The 17084-nt window shown below is 71.2% G+C and carries 18 protein-coding genes; 9 read left to right on the top strand and 9 right to left on the bottom strand.

The features are described 5' to 3' along the window. Positions 1–107: 107 nt before the first annotated feature. Genes ASG40_RS12635 through ASG40_RS12625 form a run of 3 tightly spaced genes read right to left on the bottom strand, consistent with a single transcriptional unit; the run spans position 108 to position 3380 of the window. A complete protein-coding gene (locus ASG40_RS12635; RefSeq protein WP_244480609.1) occupies positions 108–1157 on the bottom strand; it encodes a glycosyltransferase in 1050 nt (349 codons plus the stop codon). Further along, positions 1154–2263 (bottom strand): glycosyltransferase, encoded by a 1110-nt coding sequence (locus ASG40_RS12630; protein ID WP_055886030.1) that lies wholly within the window; start codon positions 2261–2263, stop codon positions 1154–1156. Before ASG40_RS12630 ends, ASG40_RS12635 begins: the two co-directional genes overlap by 4 nt. Beyond that, positions 2256–3380, bottom strand: a complete 1125-nt coding sequence (locus tag ASG40_RS12625) for a glycosyltransferase family 4 protein (protein ID WP_082494544.1) — start codon at positions 3378–3380, stop codon at positions 2256–2258. Before ASG40_RS12625 ends, ASG40_RS12630 begins: the two co-directional genes overlap by 8 nt. Between ASG40_RS12625 and ASG40_RS21505 the strand changes: the two genes are divergently transcribed. From ASG40_RS21505 to ASG40_RS12605, 5 genes are all read left to right on the top strand, one after another. Then, on the top strand, positions 3357–3680 hold the full coding sequence (locus ASG40_RS21505; RefSeq protein WP_162243309.1) for a hypothetical protein: 324 nt from the start codon (positions 3357–3359) through the stop codon (positions 3678–3680). The two genes, ASG40_RS12625 and ASG40_RS21505, sit on opposite strands and share 24 nt — an antisense overlap. Positions 3681–3758: 78 nt before the next feature. Continuing rightward, entirely contained in the window at positions 3759–4121 is a 363-nt protein-coding gene (locus ASG40_RS12620) for a hypothetical protein (protein WP_244472391.1), read from the top strand. A 454-nt stretch (positions 4122–4575) separates the two neighbouring features. Next, entirely contained in the window at positions 4576–6084 is a 1509-nt protein-coding gene (locus ASG40_RS12615) for an HWE histidine kinase domain-containing protein (RefSeq protein WP_055886026.1), read from the top strand. Positions 6085–6123: 39 nt separating this feature from the next. Continuing rightward, positions 6124–6729 (top strand): sulfite oxidase-like oxidoreductase, encoded by a 606-nt coding sequence (locus ASG40_RS12610; protein WP_055886023.1) that lies wholly within the window; start codon positions 6124–6126, stop codon positions 6727–6729. Further along, positions 6722–7444 (top strand): FAD-binding oxidoreductase, encoded by a 723-nt coding sequence (locus ASG40_RS12605; RefSeq protein ID WP_082494543.1) that lies wholly within the window; start codon positions 6722–6724, stop codon positions 7442–7444. The genes ASG40_RS12610 and ASG40_RS12605 overlap by 8 nt, the downstream gene beginning before the upstream one ends. Here the strand turns inward: ASG40_RS12605 and ASG40_RS12600 are convergent, their stop codons facing one another. Then, positions 7445–8563, bottom strand: coding sequence for a calcium:proton antiporter (locus ASG40_RS12600; protein WP_055886020.1), 1119 nt, complete (start codon positions 8561–8563; stop codon positions 7445–7447). Positions 8564–8835: 272 nt separating this feature from the next. Between ASG40_RS12600 and ASG40_RS12595 the strand changes: the two genes are divergently transcribed. Continuing rightward, complete coding sequence (locus ASG40_RS12595) at positions 8836–10578, top strand: DEAD/DEAH box helicase (RefSeq protein ID WP_055886017.1); 1743 nt, start codon at positions 8836–8838, stop codon at positions 10576–10578. Between the two features lie 50 nt (positions 10579–10628). On the opposite strand, the gene ASG40_RS21260 is transcribed toward ASG40_RS12595, so the two are convergent. Further along, a complete protein-coding gene (locus ASG40_RS21260; protein WP_055886013.1) occupies positions 10629–11408 on the bottom strand; it encodes a hypothetical protein in 780 nt (259 codons plus the stop codon). 283 nt (positions 11409–11691) lie between these two features. Beyond that, on the bottom strand, positions 11692–12555 hold the full coding sequence (locus ASG40_RS12585) for a DUF6925 family protein (protein ID WP_082524044.1): 864 nt from the start codon (positions 12553–12555) through the stop codon (positions 11692–11694). A gap of 69 nt (positions 12556–12624) precedes the next feature. On the opposite strand from ASG40_RS12585, the gene ASG40_RS12580 reads away from it, so the two are divergent. The 3 genes from ASG40_RS12580 (at position 12625) to ASG40_RS12570 (ending at position 15153) form a co-directional block, all read left to right on the top strand. Then, positions 12625–14052: an ATP-binding protein gene (locus ASG40_RS12580; RefSeq protein ID WP_244480608.1), complete on the top strand. Its 1428-nt coding sequence runs from the start codon at positions 12625–12627 to the stop codon at positions 14050–14052. Continuing rightward, positions 14049–14705, top strand: a complete 657-nt coding sequence (locus ASG40_RS12575) for a response regulator transcription factor (protein WP_055886011.1) — start codon at positions 14049–14051, stop codon at positions 14703–14705. Before ASG40_RS12580 ends, ASG40_RS12575 begins: the two co-directional genes overlap by 4 nt. 181 nt (positions 14706–14886) lie before the next feature. Next, positions 14887–15153: a hypothetical protein gene (locus ASG40_RS12570; protein WP_244480607.1), complete on the top strand. Its 267-nt coding sequence runs from the start codon at positions 14887–14889 to the stop codon at positions 15151–15153. Positions 15154–15165: 12 nt separating this feature from the next. Here the strand turns inward: ASG40_RS12570 and ASG40_RS12565 are convergent, their stop codons facing one another. Genes ASG40_RS12565 through ASG40_RS12555 form a run of 3 tightly spaced genes read right to left on the bottom strand, consistent with a single transcriptional unit; the run spans position 15166 to position 17082 of the window. Continuing rightward, positions 15166–15579, bottom strand: a complete 414-nt coding sequence (locus ASG40_RS12565; protein ID WP_055886004.1) for an EVE domain-containing protein — start codon at positions 15577–15579, stop codon at positions 15166–15168. Between the two features lie 49 nt (positions 15580–15628). Beyond that, complete coding sequence (locus ASG40_RS12560) at positions 15629–16093, bottom strand: opioid growth factor receptor-related protein (protein WP_055886003.1); 465 nt, start codon at positions 16091–16093, stop codon at positions 15629–15631. Then, complete coding sequence (locus ASG40_RS12555) at positions 16090–17082, bottom strand: NAD(P)H-dependent glycerol-3-phosphate dehydrogenase (protein ID WP_055886000.1); 993 nt, start codon at positions 17080–17082, stop codon at positions 16090–16092. The genes ASG40_RS12560 and ASG40_RS12555 overlap by 4 nt, the downstream gene beginning before the upstream one ends. Positions 17083–17084 lie beyond the last annotated feature (2 nt).

Genomic DNA, 17084 nt, shown 5'->3' with positions numbered 1-17084 from the left:
ACCGTCATGCTTATGGACGGGTAACGTGAATCGACCTTTAAGGGCGGGACCGAACCGGGGATCGAGAGCGGTCGTCCACCCTCGTCCACAGGGCGCCGCCGGCCTTCTCAGTCGCGGTGCCGGTCGAGGCGGTCGGCCAGGGCCGCGATGCGCGCCGCCGTCACGGCCACCGCGTCGGGGCTGGCGAGGGCGGCGATGCGCCCGGGATCGAGGGCGAGGCCGTCCCGCACCACCTCCGGCCAGCAGTGCGGCGTCGGCCAGGCCTCGCACACCACCGCGGCGCCCAGGGCCGAGAGGCGGCGCGCCTTGGCGGTCTGCTCCTCGAACGGGCGGGATTCCGGAAAGCAGACGAAACGCTTGGCCCGGGCCGCCACCGCCGCGACGACACCGTCGCCGCCGCCGCCGACCACCAGGGAGGCCCGCCCCAGGAAGGGCCCGACCTCCGGCACCCAGCCGTGCAGGTGGAGGTTGGCCGGAGGTGCCTCCGCCGGCGTCACCTCGCCCGAGACCGGGCCGAGGACGTGCCAGGCGCGCTCGGGGACGGCACGGGCGGCCGCCACGAGGTCGGACAGGGTCCCGCCCTCGCCGCCGCGCCCATAGATCACGAGGATGGAGCCGTCCTCGGCGGCGGCCGCCTGCGCGGGCAGCCCGAGGAAGCCGGCATGGATGGTCTTGGCGCGGACCCACTCCGGCATTCCGGTATCGTCGAGCGCTGCCGGAAACGGCGCGAGCAGCGCCTCGGCCGAGCGGAACGCCTCGAGATGCGGCGTGTCGGTACGGAGCCCGGCCAGACGCACCACCAGGGTCGGCACCGACAGCAGGCGCGCGAACAGCGCCACTTCGACAGAGACGTCGACGATCATCAGGACCGGATCGGCCTGCGCGACCCAGGCGGCGATGCGCGTCATTCGCTCCCGGATCGCCGGAACCCGCAGGGGAACGTAGTGGAAGGCCTCCGGGCGTCCGGCCTCGCCGTCGCGTCCATCGAAACCGTCGAGGCGGTCGTCAGGCAGGGCGAGGCGCTGATGGGCTGAACGCCCCGTCTCGGTGCCGATCAGCGTCACGGGCCGGTCGAGGGCGTCGGCGAGCAGGGTCGCCCGCTGCCAGTGGCCGGCGCCCTGGTGGTGGCAGTAGTAGCCGATCGGCCGCACGCTCACGCCGACAGCGCTTCGACGGGTGCGTGGAGAGCGGCGAGCAGGTCGTCGATGCCGGCGAGCGCCGCATCGAGGGGAACGTCGCGGACGGCCGGCAGACCGGAATCGCCGATCCTGGCCTCGAGACGTTCGACGAAGGCGATGTCGTTGACGCAGACCTCGACCTGCGCGGCGGCGATGTCCTCGGGCGACAGGCCCGCCGCGCGAAAGGCGGCCGGCGTGCCGGCCCACCACGCCCGCCGCCACGCGCGGCGGCGCTCGACCAGGGCCTGCCAGTGGCGGGCCGGCGGCAGGCAATAGGCGTCGCCGTCGCTCAGGACGCGGGCGCGGCGGGCCATCTCCGTGGCCATGCCGCCCTCGACACGGCCGGCGCGGCGGGCCGACACCGTGATGGACACCTCCGGGCAGTGCCGGACCCGGCCGCCGTGCAGGCGGACGGCGGAGACGAGGGCGTTGTCCTCGCCGCAGGCCAGCGGCGGCAGCCCGCCGACGGCGACGTAGAGGTCCGCCCCGAGCGCAAGGCTCGCGGCGACGTGGTCGCCGTGCCGCGGAGCGGGATCGTGCGGCGGCGGGTCGAGGGTGTCCTCGATCCGCCGGACACCGGCCCAGTAGCGTTCGATGGTGGCGTGCAGGGCCGCGAGGCCGGCGTCGCCGGTCTGCCCCTCTTCGTCGATGATGAGGCGTCCGCCCACGAGTTCCGCCTTGTCGAGGGCGCGCAGGTTGGCCATGACCCAGTTCGGCGGCGCCACGGCGTCGGCATCGGTGCTGAGAAGGACGCCGTCGGTGACGCCGTCCTCAACGAGCCAGGCCGCACCGGCGTCGAGTGCCATCCGGCGGGCGGTGCCGACATGGGCGACCTCGCGGGGCAGGGTCGCTTCCACGACGCGCAGGTCGAGGTTGGCGATCTCGCCGTCGCCGCGCATCCGCTCGACCACATCGAGCATGTCGTCGGTGCCGTTGTTGGCGAGCACCAGCACCCGCAGCCGGGCCTGGGGGCCCGCACCCTGCTGGCCGTTCAGGGAGCGCAGCAGGTGGGGCAGCACCTGCGCCTCGTTGCGGGCGGGCACGCAGACGGCGGCGCGCGCGAGGGCGGGTCCGAGGTTACGCATTGTCGAAGAGCTCCGCATGCAGGCCGGTCTCGACGCCGGCCGGGCGCGATGGCGCGAGGGCGCGCCCCGCCGTTGGGCGGATCATCTCCGCCCGATAAAGCGCCTCGTAGCGGTCGGTCATCGTGTCGGCGTCGAACAGATGCTCGGCCCGCCGCCGGCAGGCGTGCCTGTCGAGGTCCACCGCCACGCGGATCGCACGGCCGAGGTCGGCCACGTCGTCGGGCAGGGCGAGCGCGCCGCAGGAGCCGTCGAGGATGTCGGGGATGGCGCCGCGGGCGAAAGCGGCCACGGGAGTGCCGCAGGCGATCGCCTCCGCCACCACGAGGCCGAACGGCTCCTCCCAGCGCGGCGTACAGATGGCGACGTGGGCCTCGCCGACCCGCTGGGCCAGTTCCTTGTGGGAGAGGTGACCGAGATAGGTCACGTCCGGGCCGAGCCGCGGCAGGATCTCGTCGGTCCAATAGGGAATGTTGCTGACCGGGCCGGCGAAGACCAGCGGCAGGCCGGCGGCCCGCGCCGCGTCGATGGCGAGATGGGGCCCCTTTTCCGGCACGAGCCGCCCGGTCCAAATCGCGTGGGGCTGGCCCAGCGCCTTGGGCCGATACGCGAAGGCGTCGAGATCGATGCCGTTTCCGATCACCAGCGTGTCGCGCAGGGTCGGCTTCCACTCGGTGGCGAGGGTCTCGGAGACGACGGCGAAGGTCATGTCCTCGGCGCGCGCCCTCACACCCTGCACGAAGGGCTCGAACGGCGGCGTGTGCAGGGCCGTCACCATGGGGATGCGCAGATCCGGCGCCCGCAGCAGGGGGATGGGATGGAGGCTGTTGTTGTGGACGAGGTCGAAACCGCCCCGGGCGATGGCATCGATGATCGCGACATAGGCCGCCTCCTCCTCGGCATCGATCCGGATCGCCGAGGCGTCGTCGACCGCACTGCCCGTGGGCGGGCACACCGCCTCAACCCGGCACGTCGCCTGCGAGCCCTGCGAGGCGAACAGCGTGACGGCGTGACCGCGCGCCTGAAGGGCACAGGCGAGGAAATGCGTATGCATTTCCAGCCCCCCCGAAAACGGCTGGGCAATGGGATACTTCAGATGGGCAATCAGCGCGATCTTCACGGCACACCCGGCATGATGATCCCCATTCCCGACCCGGCCGGAACACCGGACGAGAGGGCGACACGCAAGAACACAGTGCGGGATCGCGCAGGAACGGCGGAGGTTGATCCGGCTGTGGACCGGATGGTCGGAACGAGGGTCGAACGTCACAGCCCTCGTGTGCCACCCTCATGCCGCGTCTCGCCTTTACCGCTGCTGAACGGCATCACCGGTCAAGCCATTGCGCGGCGGCAAAAAACCGGCGGGACCACACGCGCCAAGACGAATCGTCCCGAAAGCAACTCGGTCGTCGCTACGTAAGGCCTCGAATCCATGTCGCATTGCAGCATTGGAATATCGACATGTCTGACGAGCGTGCGGGCTTGCCAAGATCCGTTTTTGGAAAAGCCGATCGGAACCGATCTATTTCGGAGCCGTTTGTTGACCGGATCAAGAATTCTTGGAGGAAACATGTCTAAGCTTACCAGCCTCATCGGCGCCGGTGTCATCGTCGCCATGTCGGCGACCGCGTCTTTCGCCGCTCCCTGCGCCACCGGCACCGCCGGCCAGAAGGCCGCTCAAGACAAGAGCTCGAACGTCGAGCCGAGCTCGACCGCCAAGGTCACCCCCGGCGCCAAGGCCGAGTCGCCCGGAACGGTCGGTGCGATGAACAACGTCGGCGCCAACACCGCGACCTCCGCGGCCGATGTCGCCAAGCAGCAGGAAGGCAAGCCGACCGCCGCTCAGCAGGACGGCTGCTGATCGCCTGCCGGCGACCCACGTGCCGGCCATAGGACCCTGACGGAGGCCCGTCGATACAACGTATCGGCGGGCCTTCTTCGTGATGTGGGCGAACACCCGCATCGGCGACAGAAGCGGGTTAAACCAGGTTACTATTTAGTGTGTCATTTTTACAACGACCAAGACGACGAAGCGGCGAGCGCCGTGGCGTTCGGTCCTCGTCGATCATTTGATCGTCGCGAGAATTGGAGTCGCGTCGCGGTTGCGCTAGGACGCTGAGACTTCCGAGCGAGAGACCGAGCGTGCCGGATCGACACCCACGAATTTCCGATGCGCGACCGTCGCGTCAGCGTTCGTCCCGACAGGCCATCGTTCCGCGAGCGCACGGGCCGGTTCTTGCACCGACTTCGGGCGGTCTCCGCGGCGGGCAATCGTCGGCCTGCATCGGCCCCGGCGCATCGGTTCTTGGCGGATCATGACGGTCGTCGACGAGCAAAACCGGATCGCCAGTGAGATCCTGCGGACGCACGACGGGAGCGATCCTTTCGCGGCGGCGACCCGCGCGACCCGCATGCCGATGGTCATTTCGAACCCGCGCCTGCCCGACAATCCGATCGTGTTCGTGAACGATGCCTTCCTTCGGCTGACGGGCTACGCGCGACATGAGATCCTCGGGCGCAACTGCCGCTTCCTCCAGGGGCCGGCCACCGACCCGGGCGCCGTCGCCGCGATCCGCGAGGCGATCGCCGACCGGGTTCCGATCGAGATCGACCTCCTCAACCATCGCAAGGACGGCAGCGTTTTCTGGAACAGGGTGCTGATCTCGCCGGTCCTGGACGAGGACGGCGCGTTGAGCTTCTACTTCGCGTCGCAGTTCGACGTGAGCCTCGAGAAGGACCGCCTCGTCAGCCTCGAGCGGGACCGCGACGATCTCGAAAGCGAGGTGGCCCGCCGCTCGGCCGACCTCACCCGCAGCGAGAACCTGCTGCGCTTCGCTCTGAAGGCCGGACGCCTCGGCTCCTGGACCCTGGCATTGCCGAGCCTGCATCTCGTGACGTCCGAGGATTGCAAGGCGAACTTCGGCCGGGCGGCCGACGAGTCCTTCACCTACGAGGCGTTCCTGGCGTGCGTCGTGCCTGGAGACCGCGGCCGCGTTGCCGAAGCGGTCAATCTCAGCCTGGCCAACGGTATCGACTACGACATCGAATACCGCATCCTGCTGCCGAACGGCGAGAACCGGTGGATCCATGCCCGCGGCCAGCCTTTCACCGGCCCCGACGGCCGGCCCGAGACCCTCGCCGGCATCACGATGGACGTCACCGAGCGCAAGCGCGTCGAGGAACATCGGGTGCTGCTGGCCAACGAGTTGACGCACCGGGTGAAGAACACCTTCGCCACCATCCAGTCGATCGTGAACCAGACGCTGCGGTCCGCCGATTCGGTGGAAGGCGCCCGCAAGACCCTCGAGTCCCGTCTCGTTTCCCTGGCCGCGGCCCATGACATGCTGACGCAGGACGCGTGGGAGGGGACGACCCTGGGCGAAATCGTCGCCAAAGCGACCGGCCCGTTCCAGACGGGATCCGGCTCGCGCTTCCTCGTCGAGGGACCGCCGGTGCGCCTGCCGCCCAGGATCTCGCTGGCCTTCTCGATGGCGCTTCACGAACTGGCGACCAACGCCGTCAAATACGGTGCCCTCTCCAACGAGGACGGCCGGGTTCGCCTGACCTGGACGCTGACCGACGAGGGCGGCACCGAGCAGCTCGACCTGCGATGGGAAGAGACAGGCGGCCCCCCCGTCGTCCCGCCGACCCGCACCGGCTTCGGCTCCAGGATGATCGAGCGGGCCCTGTCGCAGGAGCTCAACGGTCAGGCCGAGATCGCGTACCGGCCCGAGGGCGTCGTGTTCGTCGCCCGGGCTCCGCTGCCCTCGATCGAGGCGGAGACGTCGCCGCAGGGGATGCCCGTCCCGGCCGGATCGGTGTAGGAGCGGGTCGACGGTCAACGAGGGGCGGAACCGGCACACATGGCGACACGCGGATTCACCGGGCGCAGGCCGGGCGACGAGGCGGCCGCCCGCCTGCCGCCGGGCCAGTACCTGACGCAGGATTTTCCCGTCCTCCAGATCGGGGCGACCCCGCGCATCGATCCGGACGGGTGGCGCTTCACCCTGAGGGAGGGGTCGAGGCCGCTCAAGAGCTGGACGTGGCCCGAGTTCGAGGCGCTGCCGCGCAGCCCCTGGACCGGCGACATCCATTGCGTCACCAAATGGTCCAAGTTCGACACCGCCTGGGAGGGCGTCACCATCGACGACCTCCTGGCCGACGCCGGCCTCGCGGCGCCGACGCGGTTCCTTCTGGCCGAGGGCTACGACGACTACACCACCAACGTGCCCGTGGCCGATCTCACCGGCGGCAAGGCCATGGTGGCGACACGCTACGACGGCCGGCCGATCACGCCCGACCACGGCGGCCCGGCCCGCCTGCTGGTGCCGCACCTCTACTTCTGGAAAAGCGCGAAATGGCTGAAGGGCCTGCGCTTCACGAGGGCGGACGAGGGCGGATTCTGGGAACTGCGCGGCTACCACATGTACGGCGATCCCTGGCGCGAACAGCGTTTCACCGGTGATTGAGCCGGCCCCCGCCCGCCCGCTTCCCTGGCACGAGGCCCGGATCGTTTCGATCACGCCCGTCGCGCGACGGGTGAAGGCCTTCCGCCTCGCGGTCTCGTTCGACCGGCCGGTGCTGGCGGGCCAGCACGTGGAACTGCGTCTGACCGCACCCGACGGCTACCAGGCCCGCCGCAGCTATTCGATCGCCTCCGCCCCCGGCGACGGCGTCGAGTTGATGATCGAGAGCGTCGGCGACGGCGAGGTCTCGGTGTTCTTCGACACGGTGGCCGAGGTCGGGGACGTCATCGCATTGCGCGGTCCCATCGGCGGCTCGTTCGTCTGGCAGGCGGCGGACGATGGTCCCGTGCTGCTGGTCGGCGGCGGATCGGGGGTGGTGCCGCTCCTGTCGATGCTGCGCCACCGCGCCGTGGCCGCGCCGGACGTGCCGGCGCTGCTGCTCTACTCCGTGGCCACCGCCGACGACGTCATCGTCGCGGACGAGTTGACGGCCAGGGCACGGAGCGAGCCGGGGTTCGACCTGATCGTGAACCTGACACGGGACGACACCGGCCGGCGCGTCGATGCCACGACCGTCGAACGGGCACTGTCGCGCCTGGGCGCGCCGCGCCACGCCTTCCTGTGTGGCTCGAACGCCTTTGTGGAAGCGGTCGCGAACCTTCTCCTCGACGCCGGCGTGCCGCCCGGCGTCATCCGCACGGAACGATTCGGCGCCTGATCACGGGCTGAAGATCAGCACCAGGTAGACGAAGAACATCACCAGGTGCACCGCGCCCTCCAGCATGGTGGTGCGCAGGCCCGAGAAGGTGATGGTGCTCAGGATCAGCGTCACCACCAGCAGCGTCATCTCGGTGGGGGCGAGGCCCAGCACCACGGTCTGGCCGGACACCATGCCGACGACGAGGATCGCCGGCACGGTGAGCCCCACCGTGGAGGTCGCGGCGCCGAGGCACAGGTTGATCGCCTTCTGCAGCTGGTTGCGGGCGATCGCCTTGAGGGCGCTGATGCCCTCGGGCGTGAACACGATGGCCGCGATGAGCACGCCGCCGAGCGCCGAGGGAGCGCCCAGCGCCTCGATGCCGTGGTCGAGGATCGCCGCCAGGCTCTTGGACAGGAGCACGATCGGCAGGATGTTGGCGATGAGGAGGGCGGTGTGCGTCAGCACCGAGCCGCCCGATTTGGGCGCGGTGGCCTTCGGCGTCTCGATCTCCGTTTCCGGTGCGGCCCCGGCCGCGGCCGTCTCGGCGTGGACGAAGAAGCTGCTGTGCCGCCCGGTCTGGATGAGCAGGAAGATTCCGTAGAGCGCCACCGTGAAGACCGAGAAGGCGACCGCCTGCATGACCGTCAGGGTGCCGCCGCTGGTCGAGGTGGTGAAATTGGGAATGATCAGCGCGATGGTGGTGAGCGGGATGATCACCGACAGGAAGGCCGAGGCGCCCTGGAGATTGTAGGACTGCTGGTGGTAGCGGAACCCGCCGATGAGGAGGCCGAGGCCGACGAGGCCGTTCATGACGATCATCAGCACCGCGAACATCGTATCGCGCCCGAGCGTCGGGGCGGCCTTGGCCGAGAGCATCACGGCGGAGACCAGCACCACCTCGATGATGACGATGGACAAGGTGAGCACCAGGGTGCCCAACGGTTCGCCCAGCCGATAGGCGATCTCCTCCGCCTCGTGCACGACCCCGAACGCCGCCCAGAGGATGACGGCGAACAGCCAGACGAACAGGCCGGTCGCCCAGAGCGGCGAGGACAGGTCGCCGAGCCAGCCGGAGCCGAACACGAAGAAGGCGGCCACGCTCGCCCAGGCGACCACGAGCCGCAGAATGTCCGTCATCGGCCGACCTTGTGTTGAGATGCCGCTTCGGCCGCCGGGCAATACCACCGCGGCCACGTGAGCACAGGCAAAACTGAGCACGGGCAAAAACGGGGACCGTCGAGCCATGCGCCGCGGGAGATAGCGCAACACGCCGGTTCCGGCTAGAAGCTGACGCTTCTGCAACCGTTTGCGTCCGGATCGCCGGCCCGATGGATGCGTGGTGCCACGATCCGGGCCCACCGTCGTCAGGGCGTGGTCCGACCTCGTCAGCCCCTGAAGGCTTCTGCCCCGTGTCCTTTCCGACCATGCCGGCCCCGCTCGCGCGCGCCCTGACCTCGCGCGACTACGAGGACCCGACGCCCGTCCAGAGCGCCGTGATCGAAGCGGCGGCCGCCGGCCGCGACCTCCTGGTCTCGGCCCAGACCGGCTCCGGCAAGACCGTCGCCTACGGCCTCGCCTTTGCCGCCGACCTCCTCGACGATGCCGAGACGCTCGGCGCCGCCGGCGCGCCCCTCGCCCTCGTGATCGCGCCGACCCGCGAACTCGCCCTGCAGGTGCAGCGCGAACTCTCCTGGCTCTACGCCGAGACCAACGCGCGGGTGATCGCCTGCGTCGGCGGCATGGACCCGCAGCGCGAGCGCCGCGCCCTGCAGGAGGGTGCGCACATCGTCGTCGGCACGCCGGGCCGCCTGCGCGATCACCTGGAGCGCCGCAACCTCGCCACCGACGCCCTGCGCGCGGTCGTCCTCGACGAGGCCGACGAGATGCTCGATCTCGGATTTCGCGAGGACCTCGAGTTCATCCTGTCGGTGACCCCGAAGGAGCGGCGCACCCTCCTGTTTTCCGCGACCCTGCCCAAGGCCATCGCCACCCTGGCCGAGCGCTACCAGCGCGACGCCCTGCGCATCGCCGTGAAGGGCCAGGAGCGCGGCCACGCCGACATCGCCTACCGGGCGATCCGGGTGCTGCCGCGCGAGATCGAGCACGTCGTCGTCAACACGCTGCGCGTGGTCGATGCGCCCACCGCCATCGTCTTCTGCAACACCCGCAATGCGGTGCGCCACCTCCAGGCCGGGCTGACCGAGCGCGGCTTCTCGGCGGTGGCCCTGTCGGGCGAACTCGGCCAGGGCGAGCGCAACGCCGCCCTCCAGGCCCTGCGCGACGGCCGCGCCAGGGTCTGCGTCGCCACCGACGTCGCAGCCCGCGGCATCGACCTGCCCACCGTCACCCTGGTGGTGCACGCCGACCTGCCCAACGACGCGGAGGTGCTGCAGCACCGCTCCGGCCGCACCGGCCGGGCCGGGCGCAAGGGCACCAGCGTGCTCCTGGTCCCGGCCTCGAAGCGCCGGCGGGCCGAGCAGATGCTGATGATCGCCAAGATCACCGCCGAATGGGACGCGCCGCCGACGGCCGACGAGATCCGGCGCCTCGACGGCGAACGCATGTGGCAGGACCCGATCTTCACGGAGGCTGCCAGCGAGGAGGACGTCGCCATGGGCGAGGCCCTGCTCGCCCAGCGCACGCCGCAGGAGCTGGCGGCGGCGCTGGCCCGCATCTACCGCTCGCGCCTGCCGGCCCCCGAGGACGTCACCGATCCCGGTGCCGGCCCCGCGCGGCGCTCCGAACGGCCGGTCTACGATCCCGCCGACACCGCCCGGATCGACGCCGAGGGGCCCTCGGTCTGGTTCCGGCTCAACCTCGGCCGGCGCGACAACGCCGACCCCCGCCGCCTCCTGCCGATGCTGACCCGCCGCGGCGGCATCGGCCGCCAGGAGATCGGCGCCATCCGCATCTTCGAGCGCGAGACCAAGTTCGAGGTCCGGGGCGGCGCGGCCTCGCGTTTCGCCGCGGCGTTTTCCAAGAACGGCTCGCCCGAGATCCAGGTGGAAGCGCTCCTCGACGGGGAGCCTGCCGCCGAGGCGAGGGGGCCACGGGCCGACGGCCCGAGGCACGAGGGCCCCAAGGGCTTCAAGAGCCCGCGTGCAGCCCGCCACGAGCGGGTCGCCGCCAAGGCGCCGCGCAAGCCCCGCTGAGGGCAAAGCCGCGCTGAAGGTTGGGCCTCGCCGAGCCGTACGGCGTCGGCTCAGAACTGCTTGGCGACCGCGTCGCCGAGGGACTGCACGCCTTCGACGAGCTTGCGTCCGCTCGCGGCGAGGGTCGGCACCTTGAGGCCGAACACCTCGGTCTCCTCTGCCTCGGGCGCCACCGGCGGGGGAGGGGCCTCGGCGGCGGGCGCCGCGGCCACACCCGCCGCCGGCTTCGGACGCGGGCTCGCCACGGCGACCTTCTTCGCGGGCCGTGGTGCCGGGGATGCGGCGGGCTCGAGGGCCGGGGACGTCGCCTCGGCCGACCGAGCCCGTACCGTCTCGCCCGGTCGCGGGGCGACGAGGGCCGCGGTCCGGGCGGTCGTCACCAGCGGCGCGACGCGCAACACATCGACCACGCCGGCGACCTCCATCTGCGGCAAGGCCCGACGCGGCGGTGCCGCCAGCGCGGCGGCGCGTGCCGCGGGCTCTTCGCGAGGGACGGAAACCGGAGGACCGGCAACCGGGAGGGCGGGGACCGGGGGGACAGTGACCGGCTGGGCCTGCCCGGCCGGCGGAACCACGGCGGGAAGCCCGTCCTTGAGATCGGGCCACGCCGAGGCCTGCCGCCCGATCGTGGCCTTGGCCAGCTGCGGTCCGGCGAGTTGCCCGAGCGTCGAATAGGCCGCCACCGAGAACCCGATCAGCCCGAGGCCTCCGAGGCCGGCCAGGACGATCGTGCGAAGCGCGGGCGACGGCCTCGCCCCACGGGCCGGCGCGACGCGGCGTGTCTCGGACGGCCGGCGTGTCTCGGAAGGGTCGATCGTCACGGACATCATCGGGATCACCCTCGAACCAACCGAACGTGCTTGACCGATACCGGCCGAGCACGAAAACGCGCGGATGCGGAACCCATCGCTCGAACGCTCGCCGTCCAGAAACGGGACTGGCATTCGTGCCACGCTCAATGGGGCGTCAAGATGTCGAGCCGGGATCGCACAGTCACCGCCGCGACCGACGCGCCACGAATCTGAATTACGTCCACAGGTTTAACGAGGGATCACCAACCACGACTTGTCCGGCCGAATCGCGATCGAATCCGCGCGGTCGGAGCGATTCGGCTCAAGGGAGACGGGCTGCACTCTGGGCCGCCACGACCTTGGCGACCATGCGGGCATGGCGTCCTGCGGCCGCGGGCATCGGCGCCCCGCACGCCAGGGCATCCTTCAGGTCCACCAGCTCGGGCACGCCCCAGCGCCGGAGAAGGGCTTGAAACGCCTCGTGCCGGTCGCGATGGACGCCTGGATCGGGCCCGCTCCGATCCAGGCTGGCGGGCGGATGCAGATGCGCGAAGGGCACGAGGCCGGGCGGGATCGGCGCCGTCGCGGCATGGGTCCGCGCGGCCCTCAGGACGGTTTCGTCGGCGAACAGGCGCGCCCCGTCCCCCGCGCAGAAGATCTCGATGCGACCGCCGGGGGATGTCGCGACCCGATGCGTGGGTGCCGGCGATTGCCGCAGGTTCGAGAGGGCGAGGGGCTCGCCGCAGGCCAGGCGCAGGGCCGCCACCGTGGCCGGGATGTCGCTACGCAGGCCGATCGCCGCCTGCCTGAGCCCGAGCCCGCCGTCGAACAGGATGGCGCCGCGGTCCTGGGGCCTCAGCGCCTCGCGGTCGGGACCGCATTCCGTGACCCTAGACCGGGGGGAAGCGGGGCAGGACGCCTCGGGCAGGCACAGGGCGACCGTGTGGCTCCAGGCGGTACCGAAGGCGGTTTCGTAGGCGACGGGCACGATACGGTCCGGCACGAGAGCGATGCCGCCACGGGCCGTGACGAGGCCGAGGCGACCGTCGTCGAGCCAGGCGACAGGCTCGCAGGGCCTTCGCGAAAACGTCGCCAGCGCGCCGAAGCCGCCGAGGCTCCAGGTCACGGCGGGGTCGGCCAGGGCCGTGGCCAGCAGGTCGGCGACGTCGCGGCGCTCCGTCGTCATGTCTCGCCCTCCCGCATCACGGACTTTCGTACCGTCGGCACTGGGGTACAAGCATCCCCGATGAACGCCATGTCCTCCCCCGGTCCCGCCGACGCATCGCATCCGGCGACGCCGGCCGCGCCGCGCTTCTGGACCACCTGGGCCACGCGCACGCGAATGATCGCCGTGGTCCTGGCGATCGACGCCATCGCTGCCCTCGTGTCCATCGGCATCGTCGTCGTCAACGCCCGCTCCGCGGTCACGGTGGAGATGGAGGCGTCCCTCGCCACCGTGGAGCCGCTCGTGAGCGATACGGTCGGCCTCGCCCAGGCCGAGGCCCCGGGCAGCCTGCTGCGCACCCTCGACCTGCGCTTCCAGGCCCTGCGCCATGTCCGCGTCGGCCTGTTCGACGCGCAGGGCCGAAGCCTCGCCACCGGGCCGTCGGTGCGGCGCGACCGCTATGCGGCCCCGGCGTGGTTCGCGGCCCTGATCGCGCCGCCGGTGCAGCGCCACGAACTGCCGATCGTCGTGGGGACCGAACGGATCGGCACCGCGCGGATCACCACGGAGCCCCGCGACGAGATCGACGAGATCTGGGGCTATGCCACGTCCCTGTCGCTGGCCAGCCTGTGCCTCAACCTCGCCCTCCTGGCCGCCCTCTACGTGGCGCTCGGGCGGGTGCTGGCCCCCCTCGGGCGGCTGGCCGACGGCCTCACCCAGCTCGAGCGGCAGGATTACGCCGTGCGCCTCGCTCCATCCGGCTCGCGGGAGGTCGCGGTCATCACCGACCGCTTCAACCGCGTCGCGCAGGCCCTGGAGGAGGTGCGGGCCGCCAACGGCCGCCTCAACCGCCAGCTCCTCACCGCGCAGGACGACGAGCGCCGCCGCACCGCGCTCGAACTGCACGACGAGTTCGGCCCCTGCCTGTTCGCCCTGGAGGCCAACGCCGCCTCGGTGAGCCGGATCGCGGAAGGCGCCGGCGAGCCCGACCGGCCGCGTCTGGCCGCCCGCGCCCACGACATCAGCGCCATCGTCGGCCAGGTCCAGGCCCTGAACCGCGACCTCCTCAACCGCCTGCGCCCGCACGGACTCGGGCAGGTCCCGCTGCCCAATTGCCTCGACCTGCTCCTGAGCGACTTCTCCCGCCGCCATCCCGAAACGCGGTTCTCGGGCGAGTTCGCGGCTCTGGGGCAGGGTTACGGCGATCTCGTCGACCTCACCGTGTTCCGCTGCATCCAGGAGAGCATGACCAACGCCGTGCGCCACGGCGACGCCCGCCATGTGTTTGCGCAGGCCGGCGAGGACGACGGGCGGCTGCGCGTCACCGTCACCGACGACGGCGCCGGCGTGCCCCCGGATCATTGCATCGGGTTCGGTTTGTCGGGGATGCGCGAGCGGGTCGAGGCACTCGGCGGCGACTTTCGGCTTGACACGGCCACACCGGGAGCGGTTGTGCGGATCTCGATCCCGATCGATCCCGAGCGGGGCGAGGAGACGGTTTCGGCAACGCCCGCATGAACGCCATCACCACGACCCACGAGCGCGTCCTCGTGATCGACGACCACCCCATCGTCCTGCAGGGCTGCCGGCGCGTGCTGGAGGATGCCGGGATCGAGGCGATCGCCGAGGCGACCAGCGTGCTGGCCGGCTACCGCCTGTTCCACCGCCTGCGGCCGGCGGCGGTGATCTGCGACCTCACCTTCCAGGGCAGCGGCCTCGCCGGCCTCGACCTGATCCGCCGGATGCGCCGGGCCTCGCCGCAGGTGCGCATCCTGGTCTTCAGCATGCACAACGATCCCGTGATCGTCGCCCGCGCCCTGGAAGCCGGAGCGTTGGGCTACGTCCTGAAGGACCACGCCTCGGCCGAACTGTTCGAGGCCTTCGCGCGGGTGCGGGCGGGCGAACCGCACCTCGACCGGCGCCTCGCCACCGAGGTCGCGATGCTGCGCATGGCGCCCCGCCGCACCCCCGAAGCCCAGCTCACCCCGCGCGAGCGCGAGATCCTGTCCCGTCTGGCGCAGGGCAAGGCCTACGGCACCATCGCGAGCGAACTCTCGGTGAGCTACAAGACGATCACGAACGCCTGCTCGCAGATGCGCCAGAAGCTCGGCGTGCGGACGCTGGCGGAACTGATCCACATCGCGGTGACCCAGGCGCAGCGTCAGGGGTGAGGGCGCGTCTACGCTGTGGACGAGCCAAACGGAGTCGGCGAGGCGTCGAAGGCCACACCCGACAAGCCTTGCTGGGCCGTACTCGATCTATCATCCTCAGACCCTGTCCAAAGGACGATCGTCGTCCGATCGAGGGACGAATGCGATGGCGAGTACGGCTTCTCCAAACGATCCACTCGACATGGCCGAGCAGGTCGCACGCGTGCTGCGGTCGAATGCCGAGACGGAAAAGTTCGTCGCCGAACAGCGTAAACTGATGGCGGAACAGGCCAAGCTCGCTGCCGAGGCCGACAAGCTCATGGCCGAGCGGATCGAGCTGGCAACGGAATCCGACAAGCTTTTGCGCGATCGCGCCTTGGCACCCGTCTCGATCGGATTTGCCGGAATGGCCGCCGGCGCCGCTATTTTCGGAGCCGCCGCAGCCTTCATGAAGCTTTTGGGGTCGTGAAGACCGGGGGTGTCATAGGCCCCCCATCCCGCACACGATCCCCCATTCCTCCTCGCTGACCGGCTGCACCGACAGCCGCGAGTTGTTGACGAGCACCATGGCGGCGAGACGCGGCTCGACCTTGATCGCCTGCAGGGTGACGGGCTTGGCCAGCGCCTCCACGGCCTTGACGTTGACCATGCCGAAGCGGCCGGTGGGATCGGAATCGTCCGGGTAGTAGGGGCGGACGACCGACACGATCCCCACCACCGCCTTGCCCTCGTTGGAATGGTAGAAGAAGCCCCGGTCGCCGACCTTCATCGCCTGGAGATGCAGCTTGGCGCCGTGGTTGCGCACCCCGTTCCAATGCGTCCCGGCCTCGCCGGCCGCCACCTGCTGCTCCCAGGACCAAGTCGCGGGTTCGGATTTGAAGAGCCAGTACGCCATCGGTGTCCTCGAAACGGTCGCACTTTCCTAGCGCGGCGCAGCGTGGCCGTCAGGCCCCCGCGAGGGCCCGATCCCAGTAGCGCAGGCTGTCGCGGTTGATCGGCGATCCGGCGTCGCGGTTGCGGTCGAGAACGAAGGCATGGAAGGCCGCCGCCGCTTCCTGGCCGACGAGATCGTGGGTGGCCGCGATGATCCGGCTGATGCGCAGGTGGTTGTGATCGCAGGCGCGAAGCCATCCATCGGTCCCGGCGTAGAACCGCGTCATCCGGTCGAGGGCGGCCAGCAGCCCGGCTCGGGCAGCGGGGTCGGCGCGGATGGCCTCGGCCTCGGCGGCGGTGAGCACCGGCGCGCCGGGGACGGCGCGGCTCGCCTCCGGCAGGGGAAAGCACCATTGGATGAAGTCGTGGACGCCTTCGATATGGGCGTCGTCGAAGGCGACCACCGCGTCGAGCGGCCGGCCCGCGCCGTCGCGGCCGGATCGCGCAAGGAAGGCGTGGAGCGGGCCGGCGGTCATTCCGCTTCCCCCCGCAGCGGCCGGGCGAGCAGGGCCGCGACCACCCGGTCGACGCTGGCGCTGCCCGCGACGATGCCCGCCACGGCCTCGGCCACCGGCATCTCGATCCCGTTTCGGCGCGCCAGGCCGACGAGGGCGGCCGCCGTGAAGGCACCCTCGGCGAGCTTGCCGCCGGAGGCCTCTTGCGGCGAGGCGCCGCGCCCCAGGCGCTCGCCGAAGGCGAAGTTGCGCGACTGCGAGGAGGAGGCGGTGAGCACGAGGTCGCCGAGGCCCGACAGGCCCATCAGGGTCTCGGGGCGGGCGCCGAAGCTGCGGGCGAACCGCATCAGTTCGGCGAAGGCCCGGGCGATCAGGGCCGCGCGCGCGCTCTCACCGAGGCCACGCCCGGCGACGATGCCGGACGCGATGGCGAGCACGTTCTTGCCGGCCCCGCCGATCTCGACGCCGCGCACGTCGTCGGTGTGGTAGAGGCGAAGGGTCGGCCCCGACAGGGAACCGGACAACCGCGCCGCGAGCGCGGCATCGCGGGCCGCCAGGGTGACGGCGGTGGGCAATCCGCGGGCGACGTCGGCCGCAAAGCTCGGACCCGAGAGCACCGCCACGGCGGCCCCGTCGCCGAGGACCTCGGCGGCGACCGCGCTCATGAAGGCGTCGCTGCCGCGCTCGATCCCCTTGGCGCAGAGCACGACGGCCGCGCCGGGGTCCAGCGCCGGTGCCAGGCCGGCCAGCACCCCGCGCAGGGTCTGGGCGGGGACGACGGCGAGGACGATGCCGGCCCCGCCCAGGGCCCGCGCATCGGCGGTGGCGCGGATGCGGTCGTGCAAGGGCACGCCCGGCAGGTAGCGGGCGTTCTCGCGGGTTTCCTGGAGGCGTACGGCGGCCTCGCCGTCGCGCAACCACAGGGTCACGGGCCGGCCCGCCACCGCCGCCGCGTTGGCCAGCGCCGTGCCCCAGGCACCGCCGCCGATGACCGCCACCTCGTCGCTCATGG

The organism is Methylobacterium sp. Leaf399 (genome assembly GCF_001424525.1).
Lineage (GTDB): Bacteria > Pseudomonadota > Alphaproteobacteria > Rhizobiales > Beijerinckiaceae > Methylobacterium.
Note: the sequence above shows the minus strand (reverse complement) of the source record. Positions and strands in the feature narration are given on the sequence as shown.